General features: G+C 73.8%; 22 protein-coding genes. 10 read left to right on the forward strand and 12 right to left on the reverse strand.

Annotated elements, in window-relative coordinates; all coding sequences use genetic code 11:
* Window positions 1–2: 2 nt before the first annotated feature.
* Complete coding sequence (locus ABD994_RS20855; RefSeq protein WP_345419481.1) at window positions 3–1,940, reverse strand: molybdopterin oxidoreductase family protein; 1,938 nt, start codon at window positions 1,938–1,940, stop codon at window positions 3–5.
* A gap of 227 nt (window positions 1,941–2,167) precedes the next feature.
* On the opposite strand from ABD994_RS20855, the gene ABD994_RS20860 reads away from it, so the two are divergent.
* The gene (locus ABD994_RS20860; protein WP_345419484.1) at window positions 2,168–2,680 is read left to right on the forward strand and encodes a hypothetical protein; all 513 of its coding nucleotides are present in this window, start codon (window positions 2,168–2,170) and stop codon (window positions 2,678–2,680) included.
* Between the two features lie 92 nt (window positions 2,681–2,772).
* The gene (locus ABD994_RS20865; protein WP_345419487.1) at window positions 2,773–3,792 is read left to right on the forward strand and encodes an NAD-dependent formate dehydrogenase; all 1,020 of its coding nucleotides are present in this window, start codon (window positions 2,773–2,775) and stop codon (window positions 3,790–3,792) included.
* Between the two features lie 53 nt (window positions 3,793–3,845).
* Here the strand turns inward: ABD994_RS20865 and ABD994_RS20870 are convergent, their stop codons facing one another.
* Window positions 3,846–5,042, reverse strand: coding sequence for a fatty acid desaturase family protein (locus ABD994_RS20870; RefSeq protein WP_345419490.1), 1,197 nt, complete (start codon window positions 5,040–5,042; stop codon window positions 3,846–3,848).
* A gap of 293 nt (window positions 5,043–5,335) precedes the next feature.
* On the opposite strand from ABD994_RS20870, the gene ABD994_RS20875 reads away from it, so the two are divergent.
* Window positions 5,336–6,778, forward strand: coding sequence for a serine/threonine-protein kinase (locus tag ABD994_RS20875; RefSeq protein WP_345419493.1), 1,443 nt, complete (start codon window positions 5,336–5,338; stop codon window positions 6,776–6,778).
* Here the strand turns inward: ABD994_RS20875 and ABD994_RS20880 are convergent.
* The 5 genes from ABD994_RS20880 to ABD994_RS20900 form a co-directional block, all read right to left on the reverse strand.
* Window positions 6,775–6,945 (reverse strand): hypothetical protein, encoded by a 171-nt coding sequence (locus ABD994_RS20880; RefSeq protein ID WP_345419496.1) that lies wholly within the window; start codon window positions 6,943–6,945, stop codon window positions 6,775–6,777. The genes ABD994_RS20875 and ABD994_RS20880 overlap by 4 nt on opposite strands.
* A 233-nt stretch (window positions 6,946–7,178) precedes the next feature.
* Complete coding sequence (locus tag ABD994_RS20885; RefSeq protein WP_345419499.1) at window positions 7,179–7,502, reverse strand: hypothetical protein; 324 nt, start codon at window positions 7,500–7,502, stop codon at window positions 7,179–7,181.
* A gap of 69 nt (window positions 7,503–7,571) precedes the next feature.
* Window positions 7,572–9,059: a multicopper oxidase family protein gene (locus ABD994_RS20890; protein ID WP_345419503.1), complete on the reverse strand. Its 1,488-nt coding sequence runs from the start codon at window positions 9,057–9,059 to the stop codon at window positions 7,572–7,574.
* A gap of 12 nt (window positions 9,060–9,071) precedes the next feature.
* Window positions 9,072–9,521 (reverse strand): hypothetical protein, encoded by a 450-nt coding sequence (locus tag ABD994_RS20895; RefSeq protein WP_345419506.1) that lies wholly within the window; start codon window positions 9,519–9,521, stop codon window positions 9,072–9,074.
* A gap of 170 nt (window positions 9,522–9,691) precedes the next feature.
* Window positions 9,692–10,141 carry a hypothetical protein gene (locus ABD994_RS20900; protein ID WP_345419509.1) on the reverse strand — a complete coding sequence of 150 codons (450 nt, stop codon included), beginning with the start codon at window positions 10,139–10,141 and terminating at the stop codon, window positions 9,692–9,694.
* A gap of 168 nt (window positions 10,142–10,309) precedes the next feature.
* Here ABD994_RS20900 and ABD994_RS20905 point away from each other — a divergent pair, with 168 nt between their 5' ends.
* Both ABD994_RS20905 and ABD994_RS20910 read left to right on the forward strand, forming a co-directional pair.
* A complete protein-coding gene (locus tag ABD994_RS20905; RefSeq protein ID WP_345419512.1) occupies window positions 10,310–10,612 on the forward strand; it encodes a PspC domain-containing protein in 303 nt (100 codons plus the stop codon).
* 79 nt (window positions 10,613–10,691) lie between these two features.
* The gene (locus tag ABD994_RS20910; RefSeq protein WP_345419515.1) at window positions 10,692–12,734 is read left to right on the forward strand and encodes an NAD(+) synthase; all 2,043 of its coding nucleotides are present in this window, start codon (window positions 10,692–10,694) and stop codon (window positions 12,732–12,734) included.
* A gap of 5 nt (window positions 12,735–12,739) precedes the next feature.
* Here the strand turns inward: ABD994_RS20910 and ABD994_RS20915 are convergent, their stop codons facing one another.
* Window positions 12,740–13,648 carry an SCO6745 family protein gene (locus ABD994_RS20915; RefSeq protein ID WP_345419518.1) on the reverse strand — a complete coding sequence of 303 codons (909 nt, stop codon included), beginning with the start codon at window positions 13,646–13,648 and terminating at the stop codon, window positions 12,740–12,742.
* A 181-nt stretch (window positions 13,649–13,829) separates the two neighbouring features.
* On the opposite strand from ABD994_RS20915, the gene ABD994_RS20920 reads away from it, so the two are divergent.
* From ABD994_RS20920 to ABD994_RS20930, 3 genes are all read left to right on the forward strand, one after another.
* Window positions 13,830–14,720: an HTD2 family dehydratase gene (locus ABD994_RS20920; RefSeq protein ID WP_345419520.1), complete on the forward strand. Its 891-nt coding sequence runs from the start codon at window positions 13,830–13,832 to the stop codon at window positions 14,718–14,720.
* Window positions 14,717–17,092, forward strand: a complete 2,376-nt coding sequence (locus ABD994_RS20925; protein ID WP_345419523.1) for a xanthine dehydrogenase family protein molybdopterin-binding subunit — start codon at window positions 14,717–14,719, stop codon at window positions 17,090–17,092. Before ABD994_RS20920 ends, ABD994_RS20925 begins: the two co-directional genes overlap by 4 nt.
* A 64-nt stretch (window positions 17,093–17,156) precedes the next feature.
* Window positions 17,157–17,924 (forward strand): bestrophin-like domain, encoded by a 768-nt coding sequence (locus ABD994_RS20930; protein WP_345419526.1) that lies wholly within the window; start codon window positions 17,157–17,159, stop codon window positions 17,922–17,924.
* 53 nt (window positions 17,925–17,977) lie between these two features.
* On the opposite strand, the gene ABD994_RS20935 is transcribed toward ABD994_RS20930, so the two are convergent.
* Complete coding sequence (locus tag ABD994_RS20935) at window positions 17,978–19,402, reverse strand: glucose-6-phosphate dehydrogenase (RefSeq protein WP_345419530.1); 1,425 nt, start codon at window positions 19,400–19,402, stop codon at window positions 17,978–17,980.
* A 60-nt stretch (window positions 19,403–19,462) separates the two neighbouring features.
* Window positions 19,463–20,809 (reverse strand): MFS transporter, encoded by a 1,347-nt coding sequence (locus tag ABD994_RS20940; RefSeq protein ID WP_345419544.1) that lies wholly within the window; start codon window positions 20,807–20,809, stop codon window positions 19,463–19,465.
* A 379-nt stretch (window positions 20,810–21,188) separates the two neighbouring features.
* On the opposite strand from ABD994_RS20940, the gene ABD994_RS20945 reads away from it, so the two are divergent.
* A complete protein-coding gene (locus ABD994_RS20945) occupies window positions 21,189–21,311 on the forward strand; it encodes a hypothetical protein (protein ID WP_345419533.1) in 123 nt (40 codons plus the stop codon).
* Window positions 21,312–21,396: 85 nt separating this feature from the next.
* Here the strand turns inward: ABD994_RS20945 and ABD994_RS20950 are convergent, their stop codons facing one another.
* Window positions 21,397–21,936, reverse strand: coding sequence for a GNAT family N-acetyltransferase (locus ABD994_RS20950; RefSeq protein WP_345419538.1), 540 nt, complete (start codon window positions 21,934–21,936; stop codon window positions 21,397–21,399).
* 53 nt (window positions 21,937–21,989) lie between these two features.
* Window positions 21,990–22,229 carry a hypothetical protein gene (locus tag ABD994_RS20955; protein WP_345419541.1) on the reverse strand — a complete coding sequence of 80 codons (240 nt, stop codon included), beginning with the start codon at window positions 22,227–22,229 and terminating at the stop codon, window positions 21,990–21,992.
* A gap of 126 nt (window positions 22,230–22,355) precedes the next feature.
* On the opposite strand from ABD994_RS20955, the gene ABD994_RS20960 reads away from it, so the two are divergent.
* On the forward strand, window positions 22,356–22,661 hold a 306-nt coding region (locus ABD994_RS20960), incomplete at its 3' end, for a hypothetical protein (protein WP_425550094.1).

Raw genomic sequence — 22,661 nt, forward strand, 5'->3', positions numbered from 1 at the left:
CGTCAGCTTCCCGCCACCGGCATCGCGGTGGCCGCCGGGGCCATCCGGTCCAGCTTCTCCACCCGGACCGCCGTCGCCTTGAACTCCGAGGTCCCCGACTTGGGGTCCCAGGCGTCGTTGGTCAGCACGTTGACGTCGACCTCCTCGGTGAAGTGCGGCGTGAACGACGCCAGCCCCGGCCGCAGCGACGGGTCGACCGCCACCGGCGCCTCCACGGCTCCCCGCCGGGACACCACGCGCACGCGCTCGCCGTCGGCGATGCCCAGGCGTGCGGCGTCGGTGGCGTCGATGCGCAGCGACTCGCGGCGGCGCAGCGGCGACGAATAGCCGCCGGTCTGCACCCCGGAGTTGTAGGCGTCGAGCACCCGCACCGTGGTGAGGCGGATGGGGAACTCGTCGTCGAGGGCGTCGACGGGCGCGACGTGCTCCACCGGCGTGAACGGCGCCGGCGCGCCCCGCTCGGCGGGATCGTCGGCCCAGAGCCGGGCGTGCATGAGCGGCGTGCCCGGGTGGTCCTCCGACGGGCAGGGCCACTGGATGCCGCCGAGCGCGTCGAGGCGGGCGTAGCTCATGCCGGCGTGCCAGTTCAGCGACACCGACCGCAGCTCGTCCCAGACCTCCTCGGCGCTGGGCTGCCCCCAGTCGTGCCCCAGCTCGGTGGCCAGGGCACTGATGATCAGGGTGTCCGGTCGGGCCTGCCCCGGCGGCTCGATCGCCTTGCGCACCCGTTGCACGCGGCGCTCGGAGTTGGTCACCGTGCCCTCGTACTCGCACCAGTCGGCCGTCGCGGGGAAGACGACGTCGGCGAGCTCGGCGGTGGCCGTGCGGAAGATGTCCTGCACGACCAGGCAGTCCAGCCCCTCGAGCAGGTGCCGCGCGTGCGCGGCGTTGGCCTCGGACTCCGCGGGGTTCTCGCCGATGCAGTACAGCGCCGTGAGCTCGCCGCGCTCCATCGCCTCGAACATCTGCGAGAGGTGCATGCCCGGCTCGCGCGGGTAGTCGTCGGTGCCCCACACCTGCGCGAAGCGGTGCCGCGCAGCCTCGTCGCCGACGTCGTAGCCGCCGGGCAGCTTGGCCGGGATCGCGCCCATGTCACCGCCGCCCTGCACGTTGTTCTGCCCGCGCAGGGGCACCAGCCCCGAGCCGTACCGGCCGACGTGGCCGGTCAGCAGCGCGAGGTTGATCAGCGCGAACACGTAGTCCGCGGCGTTGTGGTGCTCCGTGATGCCGAGCGTCCAGCAGATCTGGGCGCGGTCGGCGCGGGCGTAGGCGTGCGCGAGCTCGCGGATCGTCGCCGCGGGCACACCGGTGATCTCCTCGGCGCGCTCGAGCGTGTAGGGCTCGACCGTCGCCGCGTAGTCGTCGAAGCCGGTGGTGGCGCGCTCCACGAACGCGCGGTTCACCAGCCCGGCGTGGATGATCTCGCGGCCGATCGCGTTGGCCAGCGCGATGTCCGTGCCGACGTCGAGGCCCAGCCAGGCATCGGCCCAGTGCGCCGTCGAGGTGTGGCGCGGGTCGACCGAGTACATCCGCGCGCCGTGGCGCAGCCCCTGCAGCACGTGGTGGAAGAAGATCGGGTGCGTCTCGCGCGCGTTGGAACCCCACAGCACGAGCAGGTCGGCGTGTTCCGCCTCGATGTAGGCGGAGGTGCCGCCGCCGGCACCGAACACCGTCGTCAGACCGACGACACTGGGAGCGTGTCAAGTGCGGTTGCAGCTGTCGACGTTGTTGCTGCCCATCACCGCCCGCGTGAACTTCTGCGCGGCGTAGTTCATCTCGTTGGTCGCCTTCGAGCAGCTGAACATCCCGAAGGCGTCGGCCGGGACGCCCCGCAGACCCGCCGCGGCGCGCGCGAGGGCCTCCTCCCAGCTCGCCGGACGCAGCTCCCCGTTCTCCCGGACCAGGGGCTCCGTGAGCCGGACGTGGCGTGGCTTGCGCATCGCTGACGACCTCCTACGCACCGTGTTGCGGCGGTCACCACTGTAGGTGGCGATGCGAGGCGCGTCACACAGCTCGTCGTGCTCTCCGGAACGCCCGGGGTACCGCCGCTCGTCCCGCGTACGGAGAGCGGTCGCCGATCACCTGTTTGGCCGTGTCGATGGCCGGGAAGCGAGACGCCACCCGCTGTCACCCCGTGGTGCAGCGCAGCACCGATCGAGGAGGAGCGATGGCCGGCAATCCGCGCGTCGAGCAGGTGGTCGAGCAGGTCCGGAGCCTGAACGAGCAGATCGTCAGCCGGGCCCGGCAGGGCGGCGAGGAGTCGCTGCGGGCCTACAAGGAGCTGCTGGAGAACGTCGCGGAGGCCGAGGAGGCCGCCGGCAACCGCACGGCCGAGTGGGTGCAGGCGTTCGCCCGCGCCCAGGCCCAGTTCACCCGCGAGCTCGCCGAGGCGTTCCCGGCGCTGCTGCAGCGCCTCGGCACGCAGATCGGCGGGGCCGCGGGCGCGGCCGCGGACCAGGCCCGCCGCGTGCCGGGCGTCGCCCAGGCCGAGGGCGAGGCCAAGGGCGCGGTCTCGCGCGAGGAGGAGCTGCCGATCAAGAACTACGACGACCTCAACGCGGCGGACGCCGCCAAGGCGGTCGACGGGCTCTCGCCGAGCGACCTCGGGAAGGTCGACGCCTACGAGCGCCGCACCAAGAACCGCAAGACCGTGCTCGACAGGATCGCTGCCCTGCGCTAGGTGCCTCCGGCAGGTGAGCAGAGATCAGTGCCGGAGCACTGTTTTCTGCTCACCTGCCCGCAGGGCACCCGTGCGATCGGGTAGCCGACCGCATGAAGGTCGTCTACGTGTCCTACCCGCCGTCCGACGCCGTCGAGGGCGACGTCCCCGCCAGCGCCGACCAGGCCCTGGGGCTGCACGATTTCCTCACCGACCGTGGCCACGAGCTGGTCACCACCACCGACACCGGCGAGGGGCTCGACGCCGAGCTCTCCGACGCCGAGGTGCTGATCACGACGCCCTTCTGGCCGGTCTACCTCGACGAGGACCGGGTCTCCAAGGCCTCGAACCTCAAGCTCGTGATCACCGCGGGCGTGGGCTCGGACCACACCGACCCGGAGACCGCGAAGCAGCACGGCATCACCGTCGCCGAGGTCACCGGCAGCAACGTCGTCAGCGTCGCCGAGCACAACGTCCTGCAGATCCTGGCGCTGGTCCGGAACTTCGTCCCGGCGCACGAGAACGCCCGCGACGGGGGGTGGGACGTCGCCGGCGTCTCCGCGCCGTCGCACGACCTCGAGGGCAAGACGGTCGGCATCGTCGGGCTCGGCGCGATCGGCGCCCGCACCGCGCTGCGCCTCAAGGGCTTCGACGTGACGATGCTCTACTACGCGAACCACCGCCGGTCGCCGGGCGAGGAGGCCACGCTGGGCGTGCGCTACGCCCGGCTCGACACCCTGGTCGCGCAGTCGGACGTGATCTGCCTGGCGCTGCCGCTGATGGACGGCAGCCAGGCCCTGTTCGGGCCCGAGCGCCTGAAGGCGATGAAGCCGGGGTCGTGGCTGGTCAACACCGCGCGCGGCGCGATCGTCGACCGGGACGGGCTGGTCGAGGCGCTCGAGTCCGGTCACCTCGCGGGCTACGCGGGGGACACGTGGTACCCGCAGCCGGCCCCGGCCGACCACCCGTGGCGGTCGCTGCCGAAGGGCCGCGAGGCCATGACGATCCACTGCTCGGGCATGACGCAGGAGGCCCAGGTCAAGATCGCCGAGGGTGTGCACGAGATGCTCGAGGCGCACCTCGACGGCCGGCCCCTGCCCGACGACTACGTGATGGTCTCGCCCGACTCGTGACCGTACGTGCGTGATCTTTCGAGCGATAGCTCGAAAGATCACGCACGTAGGGATCAAGCGGCGACGGGCTCCTCGACGTGGGTCGGCTCGGCGGCCGTCCGCGGCGCCGGAACGTCGGCGTTCTCGGGGGTCGGCTTCTCGCGGCCGGTCAGGCGGTCGACGAAGCGCCTGAGCTCGCCCGCCACCGGCAGCGAGAGCTTCCAGATCGACCGCGTGGACTGCCAGAACTGCTGCGGGAACGGCCCGGTCGTGTAGGGCAGGTCCCAGCGGGCGCAGATGTCGCGCACCTTCTCCGCGATCTCCGGGTACCGGTTCGACGGCAGGTCCGGGAACAGGTGGTGCTCGATCTGGTAGCCGAGGTTGCCGCTCATGAGGTGCATGAGCTTGCCGCCGGTGAAGTTGGCCGAGCCGAGCAGCTGGCGCAGGTACCACTCGCCCCACGTCTCGCCCTCGAGCTCCTCCTCGGTGAACACCTCGGCACCGTCGGGGAAGTGCCCGCAGAAGATGATCGCGTAGGACCACACGTTGCGGACGAAGTTGGCCGTCACGTTCGCGGCGATCGTCGCCGGGAAGAACGGGCCGGACAGGGCCGGGAAGAACACGTAGTCCTTGAGCGCCTGCTTGCCGGCCTTGCGCCCGATCTGGCGCAGCTTGGCCTTCATCTCCTCGGGGTCGGCGTCCATCTTCGCCGCGCCCTCGATGTCGAGGTCGTGCAGCGCGACGCCCCACTGGAACAGGAACATCAGCAGCGCGTTGTAGAGCGGCTGGCCCAGGTAGTAGGGGTGCCACGGCTGGTCGGACCGGACGCGGAGGATCTCGTACCCGACGTCCTTGTCCTTGCCGATCACGTTCGTGTACGTGTGGTGCAGGTAGTTGTGGGAGTGCTTCCACTGCTCGGCCGGGCAGACGTTGTCCCACTCCCACGCGGCCGAGTGGATCTCCGGATCGTTCATCCAGTCCCACTGGCCGTGCATGACGTTGTGGCCGATCTCCATGTTCTCGATGATCTTGGAGGCGGCCAGGGCGGCGGTGCCGGCGATCCACAGCGGGGGCAGGATGCTGCCCACCAGCGCGGCGCGCCCGCCGATCTCCAGGCGGCGCTGCAGCTTGATCACGCCACGGATGTAGGCGGCGTCGTCCTCGCCGCGCGTCGCCTCGACGTCGCGACGGATCTGGTCGAACTCACGCCCGATGGCCGCGACGTCGGCCTCGCTCAGGTGCGTGAACTCCTTGATGTCCGAGATCGCCATGTCGGCGGTTCCCTCCGCGTCGTACGGGGTCGGATGGGAGTACCTGAAGTACTCGATACCGACGGTACCGAATAGTCGAGCGGATCGCCGCTGGTCAGTGCTGTGTCCCCGCGCACGACACGGCGCATGGCCCCGATCACAGCTCGCGCACCGGTGGGCCGGTGCGGCGCGAGCGTGGGGGTGGGCGAGGATGCGGCACCACCCGATCGGGGGGAGCTGCGCGATCCGGTGCCGATTCGGTAACGGAACGGTCACGCCCCGCGATGAACGGTCAGGGAGTAGAAGGGAGGGGCATGTCGACGCCGACCTCGGCACCGAGCGCCCTGTGGGACGCCCGGGCCACCATCGAGCCCGGACGCCTCGTCGCCGGCCGGTACCTCCTCATCGCCCCCGTGGGTCGCGGTGGCTCCGGCTCGGTGTGGCGGGCCCACGACGAGCTGCTCGACCGGGACGTCGCGATCAAGCGGCTGCACGGCGGGCGGGCGCTCGACGAGGCCCGCGCCCGGCAGGTGCGCGACCGGGCACACCGTGAGGGACGCGTCGCCGCCCGCCTGCACCACCCGCGGCTCGCGGCGATCTTCGACATGACCGAGCTCGACGGCGAGGTCTGCCTCGTCATGGAGTACGTCGCGGCGCCCTCGCTCGCGGACCTCCTCGAGCGCGAGGGCCCGCTGCCCCCGCCCCGTGTGGCGGCGATCGGCGCCGAGATCGCCGAGGGCCTCGCCGCGATGCACGGGCGCGGGATCGTCCACCGCGACGTCAAGCCGGCCAACATCATGATCGGCGTCGGCGACGTCGTGACGGTCACCGACTTCGGCATCGCGGTCGTCGACGCCGACCCCGGCGCGGGCGACCACCTGGTCGCCGGCACGCCCCACTACATGGCTCCCGAGCTCGCGCGCGGGGGCGTCGCCACCGCCGCGGCCGACGTCTTCTCCCTCGGCGCGACGCTCTACGCCGCCCTCGAGGGCACCCCGCCGGCCGGCGACGGCGGCAACGCGCTCGAGGTGCTCGCCCGCGTCGCCACCGGCGTCGTCCAGCCCGCCCGCCACGCCGGCGACCTCACGCCGGTGCTGCGTGCGCTGCTCGACCACGACCCCGCCCGGCGGCCCACCGCCGCCCAGGCGGCCCGCCTGCTGTCGGGGGAGTCGGCGTCCGCGCCGGGCGTCGACACCCTCGTGTCCGAGGGCGCGACCGACCGCACCGGCCCGATCGCCCTACCGCCCGCCACCCGCGCCGTCACCCCGGTCACCGCGCGCTCCGCCCGCCGCAAGCGTTCCGACCGCCTCCGCCCCGCCCGGCGGGTCGTCGCCGCGGGCGCCGGGCTGGTCGGGGTGCTCGGCGTGGCCGGGGTGGTGGTCGCGGCGAACACCGCCGACCCGGTGCCGCTGGCCGCCGGGCCCGACGCCGCCGGCGCCGCGCTCCCGGCGCCGCTACCCGTGCCGGTCGCCGCGCCCCCCGTGATCCCGGTCGACCCGACCCCCAGCACCACCGCCCGCACCACGACGACCCGGCAGACGGCGGTCGAGGACGTCGACGAGGTCGCGGCGACGTCGTCGGCCCGCCGCTCCCGTGGCCAGGACTCGGCGCGCGCCGCGGCCGCGTGGGAGCGCTGGTGGGAGCAGTACCGCGCGGCCGCGGGTCGTGGCGGCTCCGGGGACGGACCCGGGCACGGCAACGGCAACGGCAACGGCAACGGCCGCGGCAACGGTCACGGCCACGGGCGGGGCCGCTAGCCGGTCTGCCGGTCCCCGGACCGGTCGCCCGCTCGCTCGTCGCGCCGGGGACGCCCCGCGGCCGGGGGCCCGTCCCGGGGCGGCTCCGCGACGTCCTCGGCCGGCCGCCGGACGACGCGACGGATGCGGGGCTCCTGGATCAGGTGGTCGTCCATCCGGTCGCGCATGTCGCCTCCCGTGGCCCCCGGCGGGGCGTCGCCCGTCCGAGGCTAGGGGCGCTACGGCCCCGAGCGCTGTACGTCAAAGTGCGTACGGCCCGTGGGCGCTCGCCGACGGGGTGCGACCGCCCGTCCGGCTCGAGCCTTGGTGGCGGGCCGACCGCCCGGTACGTTCCGGTGCGGGTCGTCGGTGCGGACGAGGGGCCCGCACCGGCCCGGACCCGCCCCCTGCCGCCGGCTGCTCAGCCCGCGGCGCGCAGCGCCTCGCACAGCTCGAGGGGATCGGCATCGGCCGGCAGGCCCAGGCCCGTCCAGCGCGGTGCCCGTCGCAGGGCGGAGTCGGCGGTGACGGTCCAGCCCTGCGCGGTCCAGCGCAGCGCCCGCACCGCGCGTGGCGGATCCGCGTGCACCTCGAGGGTGAAGCCCTCCCCGGAGAGATCGGGGACGGTGTCGACCTCGTCGTCGTCGAGCAGGGCGAGAGCGCTGGTCACGGCCTCGGCGCAGGCGGTCGCGTGGGCGAGCAGCCAGGGGGCGACCCCGGGCGCGAGCGTGGTCGGGGTGGACATCGGTCACCTCCGGGCGGTCGTGGCGACCGCGTGGGTTACCGACGAGTATCCCCCCGTCGCGGGGCGCGATCACTCCGGGTCGTTGTGGGGGTCCCCACCCACGCGGTACGGCGTGGTCACGCCCTCGTACATCAGGTGGGCCATGAGGCCCTCGGCCGGGTGGGTCAGGTTGTGACAGTGGTCCATCCACAGGCCGGGGTTGTCGGCCACGAACGCGACGTCGTATGTGTGGCCGTCCTGCGCGTCGAGGCTGTCGACCCACCACGGGCTGCCGGTGGCCGGCACGCCGTCGCGGGCGAGCACCACCGCGTGGTGCCCGTGCAGGTGCATGGGGTGCAGCTGGCCGCTGCGGTTGTCGATGTGCATGCGGACGACGTCGCCCTCGCGCACGACGAACATGGGCACGTCGGGCCAGAGGTGGCCGTTGATCGTCCAGAACAGGCCGGGCGTGCCGTCGAGGAACCCGAGGCGCCGCCCGATGACGTAGTCGAAGCGCCGGTCGGCGGCCGCGGGGTCGAAGGGCAGGGCGGCCGGGCTGCCGTAGCGCAGGGGGTCGAGCTCGCCCCGCGGCCGCGGGGTGGGGGCCGCGGGCCGCCCGAAGGTCACCGCGGAGGCGCCGCCGAGCTCGACCCGCACGCCCGCACCGTCGGCGGGGAGGTCGATCTCCAGGTCGGCGCGGGCGCCCGCGGTGACGTTCAGCGCGTCGCTCGTCGGGGTCGGCCCGGTGACGTCGGTGCCGTCGATCGCGGCGAGCCGGTACGGCGCGCCGCCGACCCACACCTGCACCGGCCCGTTGTCGGTGTTGACCACGCGCACGCGCACCCGCGTGCCCGGGGCGCCCGGGGCCGCGACGTCGCCGTCGAGCCCGTTGACCGTGCGCCGGCCCTGGTAGAGGTGGGTGACGGCCGTGACGTCGCCGGTGCCGCCGAGCCCGTCGGTCGGGGTGACGACGAGCGCGCCGAACAGCCCGCCCTGCACCTGCGGGTCGGCCACCTGGTGCGAGTGGTACCAGTACGTCCCCGCCTGCCCGGCGCGGAAGCGGTAGACGAACGAGCCGCCCGGCCGCACGGCGTCCTGGGTCACGCCGGCGACACCGTCGTCACCGGCGGGCACGTCGTAGCCGTGCCAGTGCAGGGTGACGCCCTCGGCCACGTTCTCGTTCACCAGCCGGACCTGCACGAGCTGGCCCTGCACGGCCCGGATCTCGGGGCCCGGGGTGGTGCCGTTGAGGGTGAAGCCGTCGACCACACGTCCCGACGGCAGCGTCACGCGCCCGCCGCGGGCGACCAGCGTGACGTCGACGTCGGCCGGACCCGGGGGCTCCCGGAGCCGGTCGACGGAGGTCGTCCCGGCCATTCCCGCCATCCCCGCGTGGTCCGGCCCGACCGGGCCGCCACCGAAGTCGGGCGTGCCCATGTCCGCGACCGAGTACGTCGCGGGCACCAGGCTGTCGGCCCACATCCAGGCGATCGGGACGACGACCGCGAGCGCGGCGACGAGGGCGACCAGGGTCCGGCGCCGGACCCTGGTGCGCCACCGCCGCCGCGCTCGCAACATCGTCGAGCCCGCTCAGGCCATCGCGGCCGGCGTCGCGGTGCTCGCGGGCGCGGCGGTGAGCCGGGCCGAGAGCACGGCGGTGACGAGGATGGCCAGTGCCAGGGCCCCGTGGAGCATCCCGAGCGCCGGGATCGAGTGCGACACGATGCCCAGGAGCACCTGCAGCAGGACCATGACGAACAGCGCCGCGGCGTACGCGACCCCGCGGGGCAGCTTCGCGAAGAACGAGACCACGAGCAGGACCAGCGCCACGACCGGCACGATCATCTGCCCGTTGAGGCCGTGGACCATGAAGCCGACGACGCCGTCGAACTGCGGCTCGGCCTCCATCGCGGCGGCGTCGAGCACCCCGCCGCCCTCGATCCAGGCGCTGAGGCCGAAGAGCGCCCAGGCGATGGCGGCGGCCTGCACGACCACCTCGAGGGCCAGGATCCAGGCGAGGACCCGGTAGGTCGTGCGCATCGCCGACCCCTTCCTGCGGGGTCCCCGGACCCCCCGGGACACCCGCTGCTGACAGTGGTGGTCCGCCGGCTGTGCCGGCGGTGCCGGTCACTGTAAGTCAGAACACATCGCCAGTGCTACGTCAAAAGGGTGACTGCGGCTGGGTGAGACGGCGTGACTGTGACGAACGGTCAGGATCGGCGGCCGGACGGGTCCGCGGTGGCGATCCGGAGCACGGCGGTCGCCGCCCGGGCCGCGGCGTGGCGGCCGGCGACCTGCGTGGTGGCGGCGACCGCGCCGCCGCGGCGCCACGTCTCGGCGGCCAGCGCGGCGAGCGCGGCGCCGCCGACCTCGACCACCGTGCGCGGCAGGTCCGCCACGCCGGTGTCGGTCAGCTCGCCCAGGGCGTCGCGGACGAGGCCCCACGCCACGCCGGCGCCCGCGAGCAGCTCGCCGACGGCTCCCTCGACGATCTGCTCGACGTCCTCCGCGACGGTGGCCGCGGCCTCGGCGATCTCGTCGGCGACCGCGCGCACCGCCCCGGCCGGCACCGGGGGGTCGTCCGCGACGAACTCGCCGGGCGGCACCCGGACGGGCGCGGCGGGCGGGACGGCCGTGAGGTGCGTCGGTGCGGCGGACACGGTGCTCCCGGGGGCTCGAGGGGGTCGCGGCAGGAGTGCCCGCCGGGCGCCGGGTCAACCGTGACCTGCGACCCCGGGGACTCCCTGAGGCACCCGGGGCGAGGACCGGGGTCGGACCAGGGACCGACCCGGAGGGCGCGGCCGTCCCGCGGCGGCACGCTCGGTCCCGTGAGCACACCGGAGAACACGCCCGCCGACCCGACCCCCGCGCCGCAGCCGGAACAGCCGCCGGAACAGCAGCCCGCGCCGGAGTCGTTCGGCTTCCGCCGCAGCGTCGGCGACCGCTGGATCGCCGGCGTCTGCGGCGGCAGCGCGGCCCGCACCGGCCTCGACCCGACGCTCGTGCGGGTCGTGGCGATACTCCTGGCCGTCTTCGGGCACCTCGTGGGTCTGATCGCCTACCTGGCCGCCTGGGCGCTCGTGCCCGAGGAGGACCGCACGCCGGTCACGCCGGTCGCGGGCACCGCCTGACCCTCCGGCGGCGACCGGGCGGGCGATCTACGCTCGCCCGCGTCTCCGCCCCGGAGCAGGCCCAGGAGGACAGCCGGACATGCCCACCCCGCCCTTCACGTCGGTCTACCACCAGGGCTTCGTGCGCGTCGCGGCCGCGACCCTGCGCACCACGATCGCCGACCCGCCGGCCAACGCCCGCTCCCTGCTGGCCGTCGCCCGGGAGTGCCACGAGGACGGGGTGGGCCTCGCGGTGTTCCCGGAGCTGTGCCTGTCCGGCTACTCGATCGAGGACCTGCTGATGCAGGACACCCTCCTCGACAGCGTCGTCGCCGCCCTCGGCGACGTCGTCGCGGCGTCGACGGAGCTGACCCCGGTGCTGGTGGTCGGCGCGCCCCTGCGCCACCGGAACCGGGCCTACAACTGCGCCGTGGTGGTGCACCGCGGGCGGGTGCTCGGCGTCGTCCCCAAGACCTACCTGCCGAACTACCGCGAGTTCTACGAGCCCCGCCAGCTGGCCTCCGGCGCGGGGGAGGCTGGGACGATCACGCTGGGCGGCGAGGACGTCCCCTTCGGCGCCGACCTGCTCTTCGACGCGACCGACGTCGACGGCCTCGTGCTGCACGTCGAGGTGTGCGAGGACATGTTCGTGCCGATCCCGCCGAGCGCGGAGGCGGCGCTGGCCGGGGCGACGGTGCTGGCCAACATCTCCGGCAGCCCGATCACGGTCGGGCGGGCCGACGACCGCCAGCTGCTGGCGAGGTCGGCCTCGGCGCGCTGCTCGGCGGCCTACGTCTACGCCGCGGCCGGCGACGGCGAGTCGACCACCGAGGTCAGCTGGGACGGCCAGACGAGCATCCACGAGAACGGGACGCTGCTCGCCGAGACCGAGCGCTTCCCGTCCGGGGAGCGGCACGCCGTCGCCGACGTCGACCTGCGCCTGCTCCGCTCCGAGCGCCTGCGGATGGGGACGTTCGACGACAACCGCCGCCGCCACGACCTCCCGTTCCGCACGATCGGCTTCGTGCTCGACCCGCCGGCCGGCGACATCGGGCTGCGCCGCGAGGTCGAGCGCTTCCCGTTCGTGCCCGCCGACCCGGCACGCCTCGAGCAGGACTGCTTCGAGGCCTACAACATCCAGGTCGCGGGCCTGCTGCAGCGCCTGCGCGCGATCGGCGACGCGAAGGTCGTCATCGGCGTCTCGGGCGGGCTCGACTCCACCCACGCGCTGATCGTGGCGGCGCGGGCGATGGACCGCGCCGGGCGCCCGCGCTCGGACATCCTCGCCTTCACCCTGCCCGGCTTCGCCACCGGCGAGCGGACCAAGTCGAACGCGCAGCGGCTGTCCGAGGCGCTCGGCGTCACGTTCGAGACGATCGACATCACCGAGACGGCGCGGCTCATGCTCAAGGAGCTGGGCCACCCGTTCTCGCAGGGCGAGCCGCAGTACGACGTGACGTTCGAGAACGTCCAGGCCGGGTTGCGCACCGACTACCTGTTCCGCGCGGCGAACCAGCGCGGCGGCATCGTCGTCGGCACCGGCGACCTGTCGGAGGCGGCGCTCGGGTGGTCGACCTACGGCGTCGGCGACCAGATGTCGCACTACACGGTCAACTCCGGGGTGCCGAAGACGCTCGTCCAGCACCTCATCCGCTGGGTCATCAGCTCGCAGCAGTTCGACGACGAGGTCGGCACGGTCCTGACCGACGTGCTCGACACCGAGATCAGCCCCGAGCTGGTGCCCGCGGACTCCGACCAGGAGATCCAGTCCAGCGAGCAGAAGATCGGGCCGTACGACCTGCAGGACTTCAACCTCTACTGGTTCCTGCGCCACGGGTTCCGGCCCTCGCGCATCGCCTTCCTGTCCTGGCACGCGTGGCGCGACCTCGACGCCGGGGTCTGGCCGCCCGGCTACCCGGAGGGCGACCGCAGGTCCTACGAGCTCGCCGACATCCGGCACTGGCTCCAGGTCTTCGCGCAGCGCTTCTTCGGTTTCGCCCAGTTCAAGCGCTCCGCGCAGCCCAACGGCCCGAAGGTCGTCGCCGGCGGGTCGCTCTCGCCGCGCGGGGACTGGCGGGCCCCGTCCGACTCGTCGGCGACGATCTGGCTCGACGAGATCGAGGAGGAGGTCCCGGAGGCCTGACCGGTCTAGCCGGCCGCCCGCTTGTAGGGGTCGGGCGGGAACCAGCCGTGGGCCAGCACCGGCTCGGCCCACGCGCCGAGGGTGGCGACGGTGCGGTCGAGCCCGTCGCCCAGGGCGTCCACCACGGACTGCTGGGCCCGGTCGGTGGCGTCCTCGACGCCGTCGCGGACGCGCCGGCCCGCGGCGGACAGGGCGTCCCCCTCGAGCAGGCCGCGGCCGCGCAGCCGGGCGATCGCCGCGTCCATGACCTCGGCCGACCACCCGCGGGTGGACGTGTACTCCAGGAGCGCGAAGCCGACCCGCAGCTCGGTGAGGATGTTGGCCTCGATGCCGTCGAGGCCCGCGGCGACGCAGGCGGCGACGTGGGAGTCGCCGCGGTGCTCGCGCAGCAGCGTCACCGCGTGCCAGAGCCGGCCGTGCGGTGCGGCCGGCCAGGGCATCCGCGACATCCCGGCGAACAGCGGCCGGCCCATGGGGTCGGCGGTGTCGAGGCCCGCGCGCAGGGCGGTGACGACGGTGTCGATCTCGGCCTCGTCGACGTCGGCGAGCACCGTGCGCAGGGCTTCGGTCCCGGCGCGCTCACGCAGGGCCCGCAGCTCGGCGACCGGGCACGACGCGCGGGCCTGGTCCCAGAGGCCGCCGACGAGGTCGGGCTCGAACACGGCGAAGGCGGCGGCGACGACCGCTCCGTCGACGTCGCCGAGCACCGAGGCGCGGCCGCCGACGTAGCCGCCGAGGAAGTCGAGACCGGCGGCCGCGCTGGCGTCGGCGGCCGGCCCGCTCCACACGGTGACCATGGCGAGCGGCTCGACGGCGTCGCGCAGTCGGCGGGCCGGGGTCGGCGCCGCGGTCGGCGCGGCGACCGGGCCGGTGCGCGGCTGGCAGAACACGGCCCGGGCCTCGTCGAAGTCCACGGCGGCGATCGTGGCCGGTGACCGGGCCCCCGTCCAGCCTGCTCGGTCGCGCGCAACCCGTCGGCGGGCAGGGCGCCTCGCGAACGGCCCAGAGCAGTACCGCTCCGCGGAAACCGGACTCGACGCCGGCGCGTGCCATCTGATCTTCTGGGCGCCGCGGCGGACGACGAGGAGGACGGACGTGGGCGAGGTCGATCTCGCGGCGGCGACGGCCGCCTGGTCGCCCGCGCCGGTGTCGACCACGGGGAGCACCCCGGCGTGGTCGGTCGCGGCGTTCTCCGGCCTGCTCGACCTGCCGCCGGTCGCCGGGGAGGGCGACGCCCTGCCCCCGTTGTGGCACTGGTTCGGCTTCCTCGACCACCCGCGGCAGGACGAGCTCGGCGACGACGGGCACCCCGCGGCCGGGACGTTCCTCCCGCCCGTCCCGGACCGCCGCCGCATGATCGCCGGCGGGCGCCTGGAGGTCCGCCGCCCGATGCGGGTGGGGGAGGAGCTGACGCGCGTCTCCGCGCTGACCGCCTCCGAGGTCAAGCACGGTCGCAGCGGGGCGATGCTGCTGGTCACCGTGCGGCACGAGTACACCGGCGCCGACGGGGCCCTGGCCGTGGCCGAGGAGCAGGACGTCGTCTACCGGTCCCAGCCGCCGGGGGCCTCGCGGGGGATCGCCGCCCCCGACCCGCCCGGGAGCGCGCCGGCGGCGTCGGGCGAGGCGGTGGAGCTGCGGACGGACCCCACGCTGCTCTTCCGCTTCAGCGCCCTCACCTACAACACCCACCGCATCCACTACGACGAGCCGTACGTGACCGGGGTCGAGGGTTACCCCGGTCTCGTCGTGCACGGTCCGCTCCTCGCGCTCATGCTGCTGGAGATACCCCGGCGCCACCGGCCCGGCCGGGGCGTCGCCCACTGCGCCTACCGCCTCGCGCGGCCGGTGTTCTCCGGGGCGACCGTCCGAGCGGACCACGAGGACAGCCCCGGCGGGGACGTCCTCCGCGTCACCGGCGGCGTCCCGGGGGCGCCGCCCTCGATCACCGCCACGATCACTCTCGACACCGAGGAGCAGCACCGATGACCATCACCCCCAGTCGATCCGGCTCGATCTTCGGTCACTCGGTGAAGCGCACCGAGGACCAGGAGCTCATCACCGGCGCCTCGCAGTACACCGGCGACCTGCCGGTCGAGGGCTCGCTGCACGTGGTCTTCGTGCGCTCACCGATCGCCCACGGGACGCTGAACTCGGTGGACGTGGAGGAGGCGCGCTCGCGCCCGGGCGTCGTGGGGGTCTACACCGACGGCGACCTGCAGATCAACGACCGGCCGGGCCTGCCGGGCGTCGTGCCGGACGCGATGTCGCGCCCGCCGCTGGCCCGGGGCCGCGTGCGGTTCGTCGGCGACATCGTCGCGGCCGTCGTCGCCGAGACCGCGGGGCAGGCGCTCGACGCCGCCGAGTCGGTGTTCCCCGACATCGACCCGCTGCCCGCCGTCGTCGGCATCGAGGAGGCCCTCGCCGACGACGCCCCGGTGATCTTCGAGGAGCACGGCTCCAACGTCGTCGCGGGCGCCGGCACGGGCGACGTCGAGGGCATCTTCGACACCGCCGACACGGTCGTCTCGGCGAAGTTCTACAACCAGCGCCTCGCCGGCATCCCGATGGAGCCCAACGCCTGCGTCGCCGTCCCGGGCGAGCCGTCGGGCGGCGTCACCCTGTGGCTGTCGATCCAGACCCCGCACGGCGCCCGCGACGCGGTGGCCTCGGACCTCGGGCTCGACGCCGAGCAGGTCCGCGTCATCGCCCCCCGCGTCGGCGGCGGCTTCGGCCCCAAGGCCACGGCCTACCCCGAGTACTCGATCGCCGCCCGCGCAGCGATGGACCTCGGCCGGCCCGTGCGCTGGACCGAGACCCGCTCGGAGAACCTGCTCTCGATGGTCCACGGGCGCGCCCAGGTCCAGTTCGTCGAGCTCGGCGTGAAGAACGACGGGCGCATCGTCGGGCTGCGCGCGACGGTCGTCGGCGACGGCGGCATGTACCCCGCGGTGGGCACGATCCTGCCGAGCCTGACCCAGCTCATGGCCCAGGGCGTCTACGACATCCCGGCCATCGACTTCACGTGGAAGACCGTCGTCACCAACACGACGACCACCGGCGCCTACCGCGGCGCCGGGCGGCCCGAGGCCACCCAGCTGCTCGAGCGGATCATCGACATCGCCGCCGACGAGATCGGCGTCGACCCGCTGGAGATGCGCCGCAAGAACTTCCTCCAGCCCGACGCGTACCCGATGACGAGCCTCACCGGCGCCGAGTACGACAACGCCGAGCACGAGAAGGCCCTGGACGCGGTCAAGGCCGCCGCCGACTACGACGGCCTGCGCGCCGAGCAGGAGCGCCGCCGCGCGGAGGGCAGCCGGACCGCCATGGGCATCGGCGTCGCGTCCTACGTCGAGGTCACCGCGCCGCTCGGCCTCGATGGCGAGTACGGCTCGGCGCAGGCCCACCCGGACGGCACGTTCACCGTCATGGCCGGCACCAGCGCCCACGGCCAGGGCCACGAGACGGCGTTCGCGCAGCTCGCGGCAGGTGTGCTCGGTGTGCCGATGGACAAGGTCAAGGTCGTCCAGTCCGACACCGCGCTCGTGCGCAGCGGCGCCGGCACGCTGGGGTCGCGCTCGCTGCAGACCGGCGGCAGCGCGATCTGGACCGCGTCGGAGCAGCTGGTGGACCGCGCGCGGGAGATCGCCGCGCACCTGCTCGAGGCGTCGACCGACGACATCGAGCAGACCGACGGCGGCTTCGGCGTCCGCGGCGTCGCCGACCGCACGATCACCTGGTCGCAGGTGGCCACGGCGGCCGAGGACGGCTCGGGCTCCGACGACGGGGAGGCCGGCCCGCTGCGCCAGGAGCTCGACTTCAAGCAGGGCCAGTCGAGCTTCCCGTTCGGGTCGCACATCGCCGTCGTCGACGTCGACCTGGACACCGGGATGGTGACCCAGCGCCGCCACGTCGCCGTCGACGACGCTGGCCGCATCCTCAACCCGCTGCTCGTCGCCGGCCAGCAGCACGGCGGCATCGCCCAGGGCATCGCGCAGGCCCTCTACGAGCGGGTCACCTTCGACGAGGACGGCAACCCGACCAGCGGCAACCTCGCGTCGTACGTCATCCCGTCGGCGGCGGACCTGCCCCCGTTCGAGGTGTCCAACACCGAGACCCCGACCCACCTCAACCCGATCGGGGCCAAGGGCATCGGGGAGTCCGGGACGATCGGCTCGACGCCCGCGGTGCACAACGCCGTGGTCGACGCGCTGTCCCACCTCGGCGTGCGCCACGTCGACATGCCGCTGACGCCGGAGGCGGTGTGGCGCGCCATCCAGGGCGCCTCCGCCGAGGACCCGGCGAACCGCCAGCAGGCCGGCCCCGAGTACGCCGGTGAGCCGGGCGCCCAGCACTGACCCACCCGGGTGAGCAGGATTCGCGGCTGTCCCCGCGAATCCTGCTCACCTAGGCTGCGCCGCTGTGATCGCGTGGCTGGCGCACGCCCCCGTGCTCGTCGTGGCGGCGACGGTGTTCCTCGCCCTCTACCTCGGGGCCGGGCTGTGCCTCGTCGTCCTGCGGCTGCTGCGCCGCCGGGGGCGCGCCGACGCCCTCGGCCCGCTCAGCCCGGGCCTGCTCGCCCCGATGGGTCTGATCTTCGGTCTGCTCGTCGGCTTCCTCGTGGCCGACGTGTGGGCCGACCGGGGTGACGCCGCGGCGGCGGTGGCGCAGGAGGCGAGCGCGTTGCGCGACATCGACCTGCTGATGGGCTCGTTCCCCGATCGCCGGCCCGAGGTGCGGACGCTGCTGGACGCCCAGATCGACGGCTACGTCCGCGACGAGTGGCCGCAGATGTCGGGCGGCGACGCGTCGCTCACCGTCGCGCCGGCGGCGCTCGTGGCGATCCAGCGGATCGCCCTGGACCTGCCCGTGCAGAGCGAGGGCCAGCGGGTCGCGCAGGACCGCATCGTCTCCTCGATCGACGGGGCCCTCGAGTCCCGGCGCACGCGGCTCGTGCTCTCGACGTCCGCGATCGACCCGTTGCGGCTGACGGCGCTCTACCTCGTCGCCCTGGTGACGCTGGCCGCGACGGCCTGCGTCCACGCCGACCGCCTGCGCCGCGCCGCGGTCGCCCTCGGCCTCCTGGCGACCGCGATGGCGTTGGCCATGACGCTGCTCTGCGCCCAGGCCGCGCCGTTCGCCGGCTACTTCGCGATCCCGCCGGAGCTCCTGCTCGAGATCCGCCCCTGACCCCTACGTGCGTGATCTTCTGAGCGATAGCTCCGAAGATCACGCACGTGGGGTCAGTGGGGGAGGACCCAGCCGACGGGGTCGGCGAGGCGGACGGCGGACTCGGGGCCCCAGCTGCCCGGGGCGTAGGGCTCGGGCTGCCGGTGGTCGTCGAGCACCTCGGCGGCGACCTTCCACACGTCCTCGAGCCCGTCGGGGCGGGTGAACAGCGCCCGGTCGCCCACGAGCACGTCGTGGATCAGCCGCACGTAGGGCGGCAGCGGGTCGCCGCCCGAGAGCCCGTCGAGCGGGATCTGGGTCCAGGTCGTGCCGAGCTCCAGCGACGCGCCCGGCGTCTTGACGTTCATCGACAGCGCCAGGGCGCCGTCGCCGGCCAGGTCGAAGCAGAGCACGTTGCCGCGCGCCGGCAGGTCGTCGCCGGTCAGCGGCCCGTCCTGGGGGTCGCGGAAGACGAGGTTGACCTTCTGGTGGCTCTCGGCCATCCGCTTGCCGGTGCGCAGCAGGAACGGCACGCCGCGCCAGCGGTCGCTGTCGACCCACAGGCGGGCGGCCACGAACGTCTCGGTGGTCGAGTCGTCGGCGACGTGGTCGAGGTCGCGGTAGCCGTCGAACTGCCCGCGCACGACGTCCTCGCGCGCCAGCGGCCGGAAGCACCGGATGACGTCGTTGCGCGCGGCGGCGACGTCGTCGGGCCCGAACGTCGCCGGCGGGTCCATCGCGACCTCGGCGGCCACCTGGAACAGGTGGGTGACGAGCATGTCGAGCACGGCGCCGGTCGCGTCGTAGAACTCGGCGCGATCGGCGACGTCGAGGGTCTCGGGCACGTCGATCTCCACCGCGGCGACGTGGTGGCGGTCCCACGAGCTGCCGAACAGACCGTTGGCGAAGCGCAGCGCGCGCAGCTCCTGCGTGGCCTCCTTGCCCAGGAAGTGGTCGATGCGGAAGACCTGGGACTCCTCGAGGACGTCGTGGACGACCTCGTCGAGCTCGCGGAAGGTCTCCAGCGACGTCCCGAACGGCTTCTCGTAGACGACCCGGGAGCCCTCGGCGAGGCCGTGGGCGCCGAGGGCACGGGTGTACTCGCCGAAGGTCTGCGGCGGCAGGCCCAGGTAGTGCACGAGCTGGGCGTCCTGCCCGAGGTCGCCGCGCGCCTCGGCGATGCGGTCGAGCAGCTCGCCCGCGTCGTCGGGGGTGAAGCCGCCCCCGGCGAAGCGCAGCCGGGAGGAGAACTCGTCCCACGGACCGTCGGCGGGCCGCAGGTCGCCGAACTGCTCGAGCGCCGCGCGGACGTCGTCGCGGAACTCGTCGTCGGTCTTGCTGCGGCGACCGCTCCCGATCAGGCGCCACTCGTCGGGCAGCAGCTTCTCCTCGACGAGGCGGAAGAACGAGGGCAGCACCAGCCGCTTGGCGAGGTCACCGGTCGCCCCGAACAGGACGAAGACGGTGGGGCCGGGAGAGGCGGTCGAGTCGACGGACACGCGAGCATCGTGCCCGCGTTCCGCCGCCCCGACACCCCCCTGGTCGGACACCGCCCCGCGTCAGCCGCGGGAGGCGGCGAGCTCGCGCGCCTCCTGGTCGGTCGACACCGCCGGGTTCGAGCCCGGCAGCGGCTGCCCGGCCGGGTCGCGCAGCTTGAGCAGCACCGCGGCACCGGCGACGGCGAAGATGATCAGGTAGACCGCCGGCCAGTACGCCCACCCGGTGGCCAGCACGACCGCGGTCATGATCAGCGACGTCGTCCCGGCGAAGGCCGACACGAAGATGTTGAACGAGATCGACAGGCCGCCGTAGCGGATCTCGGTGGGGAACAGGGCCGGCAGCGTCGACGGGCAGGTGGCCGAGAAGCAGATGAGCAGTGCGGCCATCACGGCGAGACCGAGCGCGACCAGCGGCACGGACCCGCTCTTGAGCACCAGGATCATCGGGAACGCGAGCACGATCGTGCCGATCGCGCCGGCCCACAGGATCGGCTTGCGGCCCACCCGGTCGGAGAGCCGGCCCAGGAACGGGATGACGAACACGGCCGCCCACAGGATGACGATCTGCAGGATCTGCGAGGTCGTGCTGTCGATGGCGGTGCCGCCGACGTCCTTGACGTTCTCCTCGAGGTAGGTCGGCATGTAGCTCGTGAGCATGTAGTTCGGGACGTTCCAGGCCACCACGAGCCCGCCGGCCATGAGCATCGCCGGCCAGTAGTCCCGGAACAGCTTCTTGATGCCGGCGCCGGCCTGCTGCCCCTCGCGCTCCTCGGACTCGGAGAGCAGTGTCTGGAAGGCCGGGGTCTCCTCGAGCTTGACGCGCAGGTAGACCCCGACGATGCCGAGGGGCAGCGCGATGAAGAACGGGATGCGCCACGCCCAGGTGGAGGCGAACTCCGGCGACGAGACCAGCGGGATGATGGTCGCGACCGTGGCGCCGAGCGCGTACCCGATGAACGTGCCGCACTCGAGGAAGCTGCCGAAGAAACCGCGCCGGCGGTCGGGGGAGTACTCGGCGATGAAGGTCATCGCGCCCGCGTACTCGCCGCCGGTGGAGAAGCCCTGCACGACGCGGCAGACGACCAGCAGGATCGGCGCCCAGATGCCGATCGCGGAGTACGACGGGATGAAGCCGAGCAGGAACGTCCCGACCGCCATCATGATGACGGTGATGGAGAGGACCTTGGTGCGCCCGATCCGGTCGCCGAGGGGGCCGAAGAACAGGCCGCCGAGGGGGCGCACCAGGAACGAGACGGCGAACCCCGCGAACACGCCGACCTGGGCCAGCGCCGGGTTGTCGGGCGGGAAGAACTGCTCCTCGATCGTCGTCGCCAGGTAGGCGTACACCCCGAAGTCGAACCACTCGGTGATGTTGCCGACGGCCGCGGCGCCGACGGCCCGCTTCATCGTCGCGTTGTCGGTGACGGTGATGCCCTCGGGCGCACCGCCGGCGGTCTGCGTCACGTCGTCTCCCCTCGACCCCGACCGGGGAATGCAGATGTCCGTTTTGCCTCGAACGAGACAAATGTCGTTAACGACCGTTTACTTCGCGTGGTCGTTCGGACACTACTGGTCACGCGCGTTCCTCACAGGGCGGAAACGCGACCTCGCTGTGAGTGGGGTCATCCCGCGCGTCGCCCCCGGGACGGAACACCGCCCGTGATCCACGCGTCTCTAGGGGTGGATGCAGACAGCATCCGACGTTCGCAAGCGACGGCGAGCCGGTCGGGTCATCCGGACCCGGTCGCCGGCCCCGGGCGCGTGCAGGTGGTGAGGAGGAGCTGTCATGGCGGCAGTGTTCATCGGCATGATCGTGAGTGCGGGAGCGGGCGTCGGGGTGGCTTCGGCCCTTGTCCGGCACGCGCAGCGCAACTGGGCCCGCCCGGCGGCGGTGGCCGTCGAGGCCTGAGGCCCCGCACCCACGTCACGATCGGCCCGTCCCGCATCCGCGGGGCGGGCCGTCGTCGTCTCCGGGGCCGTCCGGAAGGGGGCGGTCAGCCCTCCGGGCGCAGGTCGAGCTGCATGAGCACCGTGTCGGCCCACTGCCCACGCTTGTAGCCGACCGAGGGCATCCGCCCCACCTCGACGAACCCGAGGCGGCGGTGCAGCACGATCGACGGGGTGTCGTGACGGGTCCCGGGCAGCGCGGCGATCACGGCGACCACCTGGCGCACGTCGGTGCCGCGCAGCGCGTCCAGCAGGTCACGCAGCAGCCGCGAGCCGACACCGCGGCCGGCCGCCTCCGGCGCGATGTAGATCGAGTCCTCGACCGTGTGGCGATAGGCCCCGTGCGGACGGAAGGGCGCCGCGTACGCGAAGCCCTCGACCTCACCATCGATCTCGGCGACGAGGAACGGGCGGGTCGGGCCGGCGGTGGTGATGCGCTCGCGCCAGTACTCGTCGGACGGCGGGTCCTCGACGAACGTGGCGATCGACTGCAGCACGTAGCCGGCGAAGATCGCCGCGACCCGCTCCGCGTCGTCGGCGGTCGCGGGGCGCAGGACGCCGGTGGCGCCGGCGGGATCCGTGGACACGGCCCGATCCTCGCCCATCGGGGGCCGCCGCGGCGACCCCCGAGGGACGCCGTCTACTCCACGCGGACCAGCGTGAACTCCCACTCGCCGCTGGGCTCGTTGAAGCCCGTGCGCTCGTAGATCGCGTGCTGGCCGCCGCCCGCCATGTCCGACACCGTGCGCCGCAGGCCGTGCTCGCCGCTGGGCAGCGGGATGCGCTGCAGCGTCGGCGGCTCCTCACCGGCGTCGTCCGGCACCGTGATCGAACCGACCCCCTGCAGGGGACCGTTGACGTACCGGACCGCGAACTCCATGTGCCCTCCCAGACGCGTTCGGCACACTCTACGACCCCGTCCCGCGGTCGTCACCGCCGGCCGCACCGCTGCGTTGGACCGTTCGGCTGACTGCTGAGCCGTTGGGTACCACGTAGCGTGGTCGTCGTGCGGTCCGCTCTCCTCCTGTTCGGCGGTCTGGTCCTCCTGGGGGCCGGCATCGCGGTGATCGCGCTCGGCGTGCCCTACGCCCTCGTCGTCGGACCCGTGCTCATCGTCGTCGGGCTGGGCGCGAAGGTGGCGGGCCTGTTCTCCGGCGACACCACGCCGTCGCCCTCGCCCGGCACCCGCCGCACCGTCACGACGCTGGGGGCGGCCGCCGCGGAACGCACCCGCGGCGGCGTGCCGATGACGCGCTCGGCCGGCCGCTCGGGCCGGGCGGCCCGGGCGGCCGCGGCGCGCACGGCCCGGTCC

Origin of the sequence: Actinomycetospora chlora (assembly GCF_039542135.1) — a bacterium.
Taxonomy (GTDB): domain Bacteria; phylum Actinomycetota; class Actinomycetes; order Mycobacteriales; family Pseudonocardiaceae; genus Actinomycetospora; species Actinomycetospora chlora.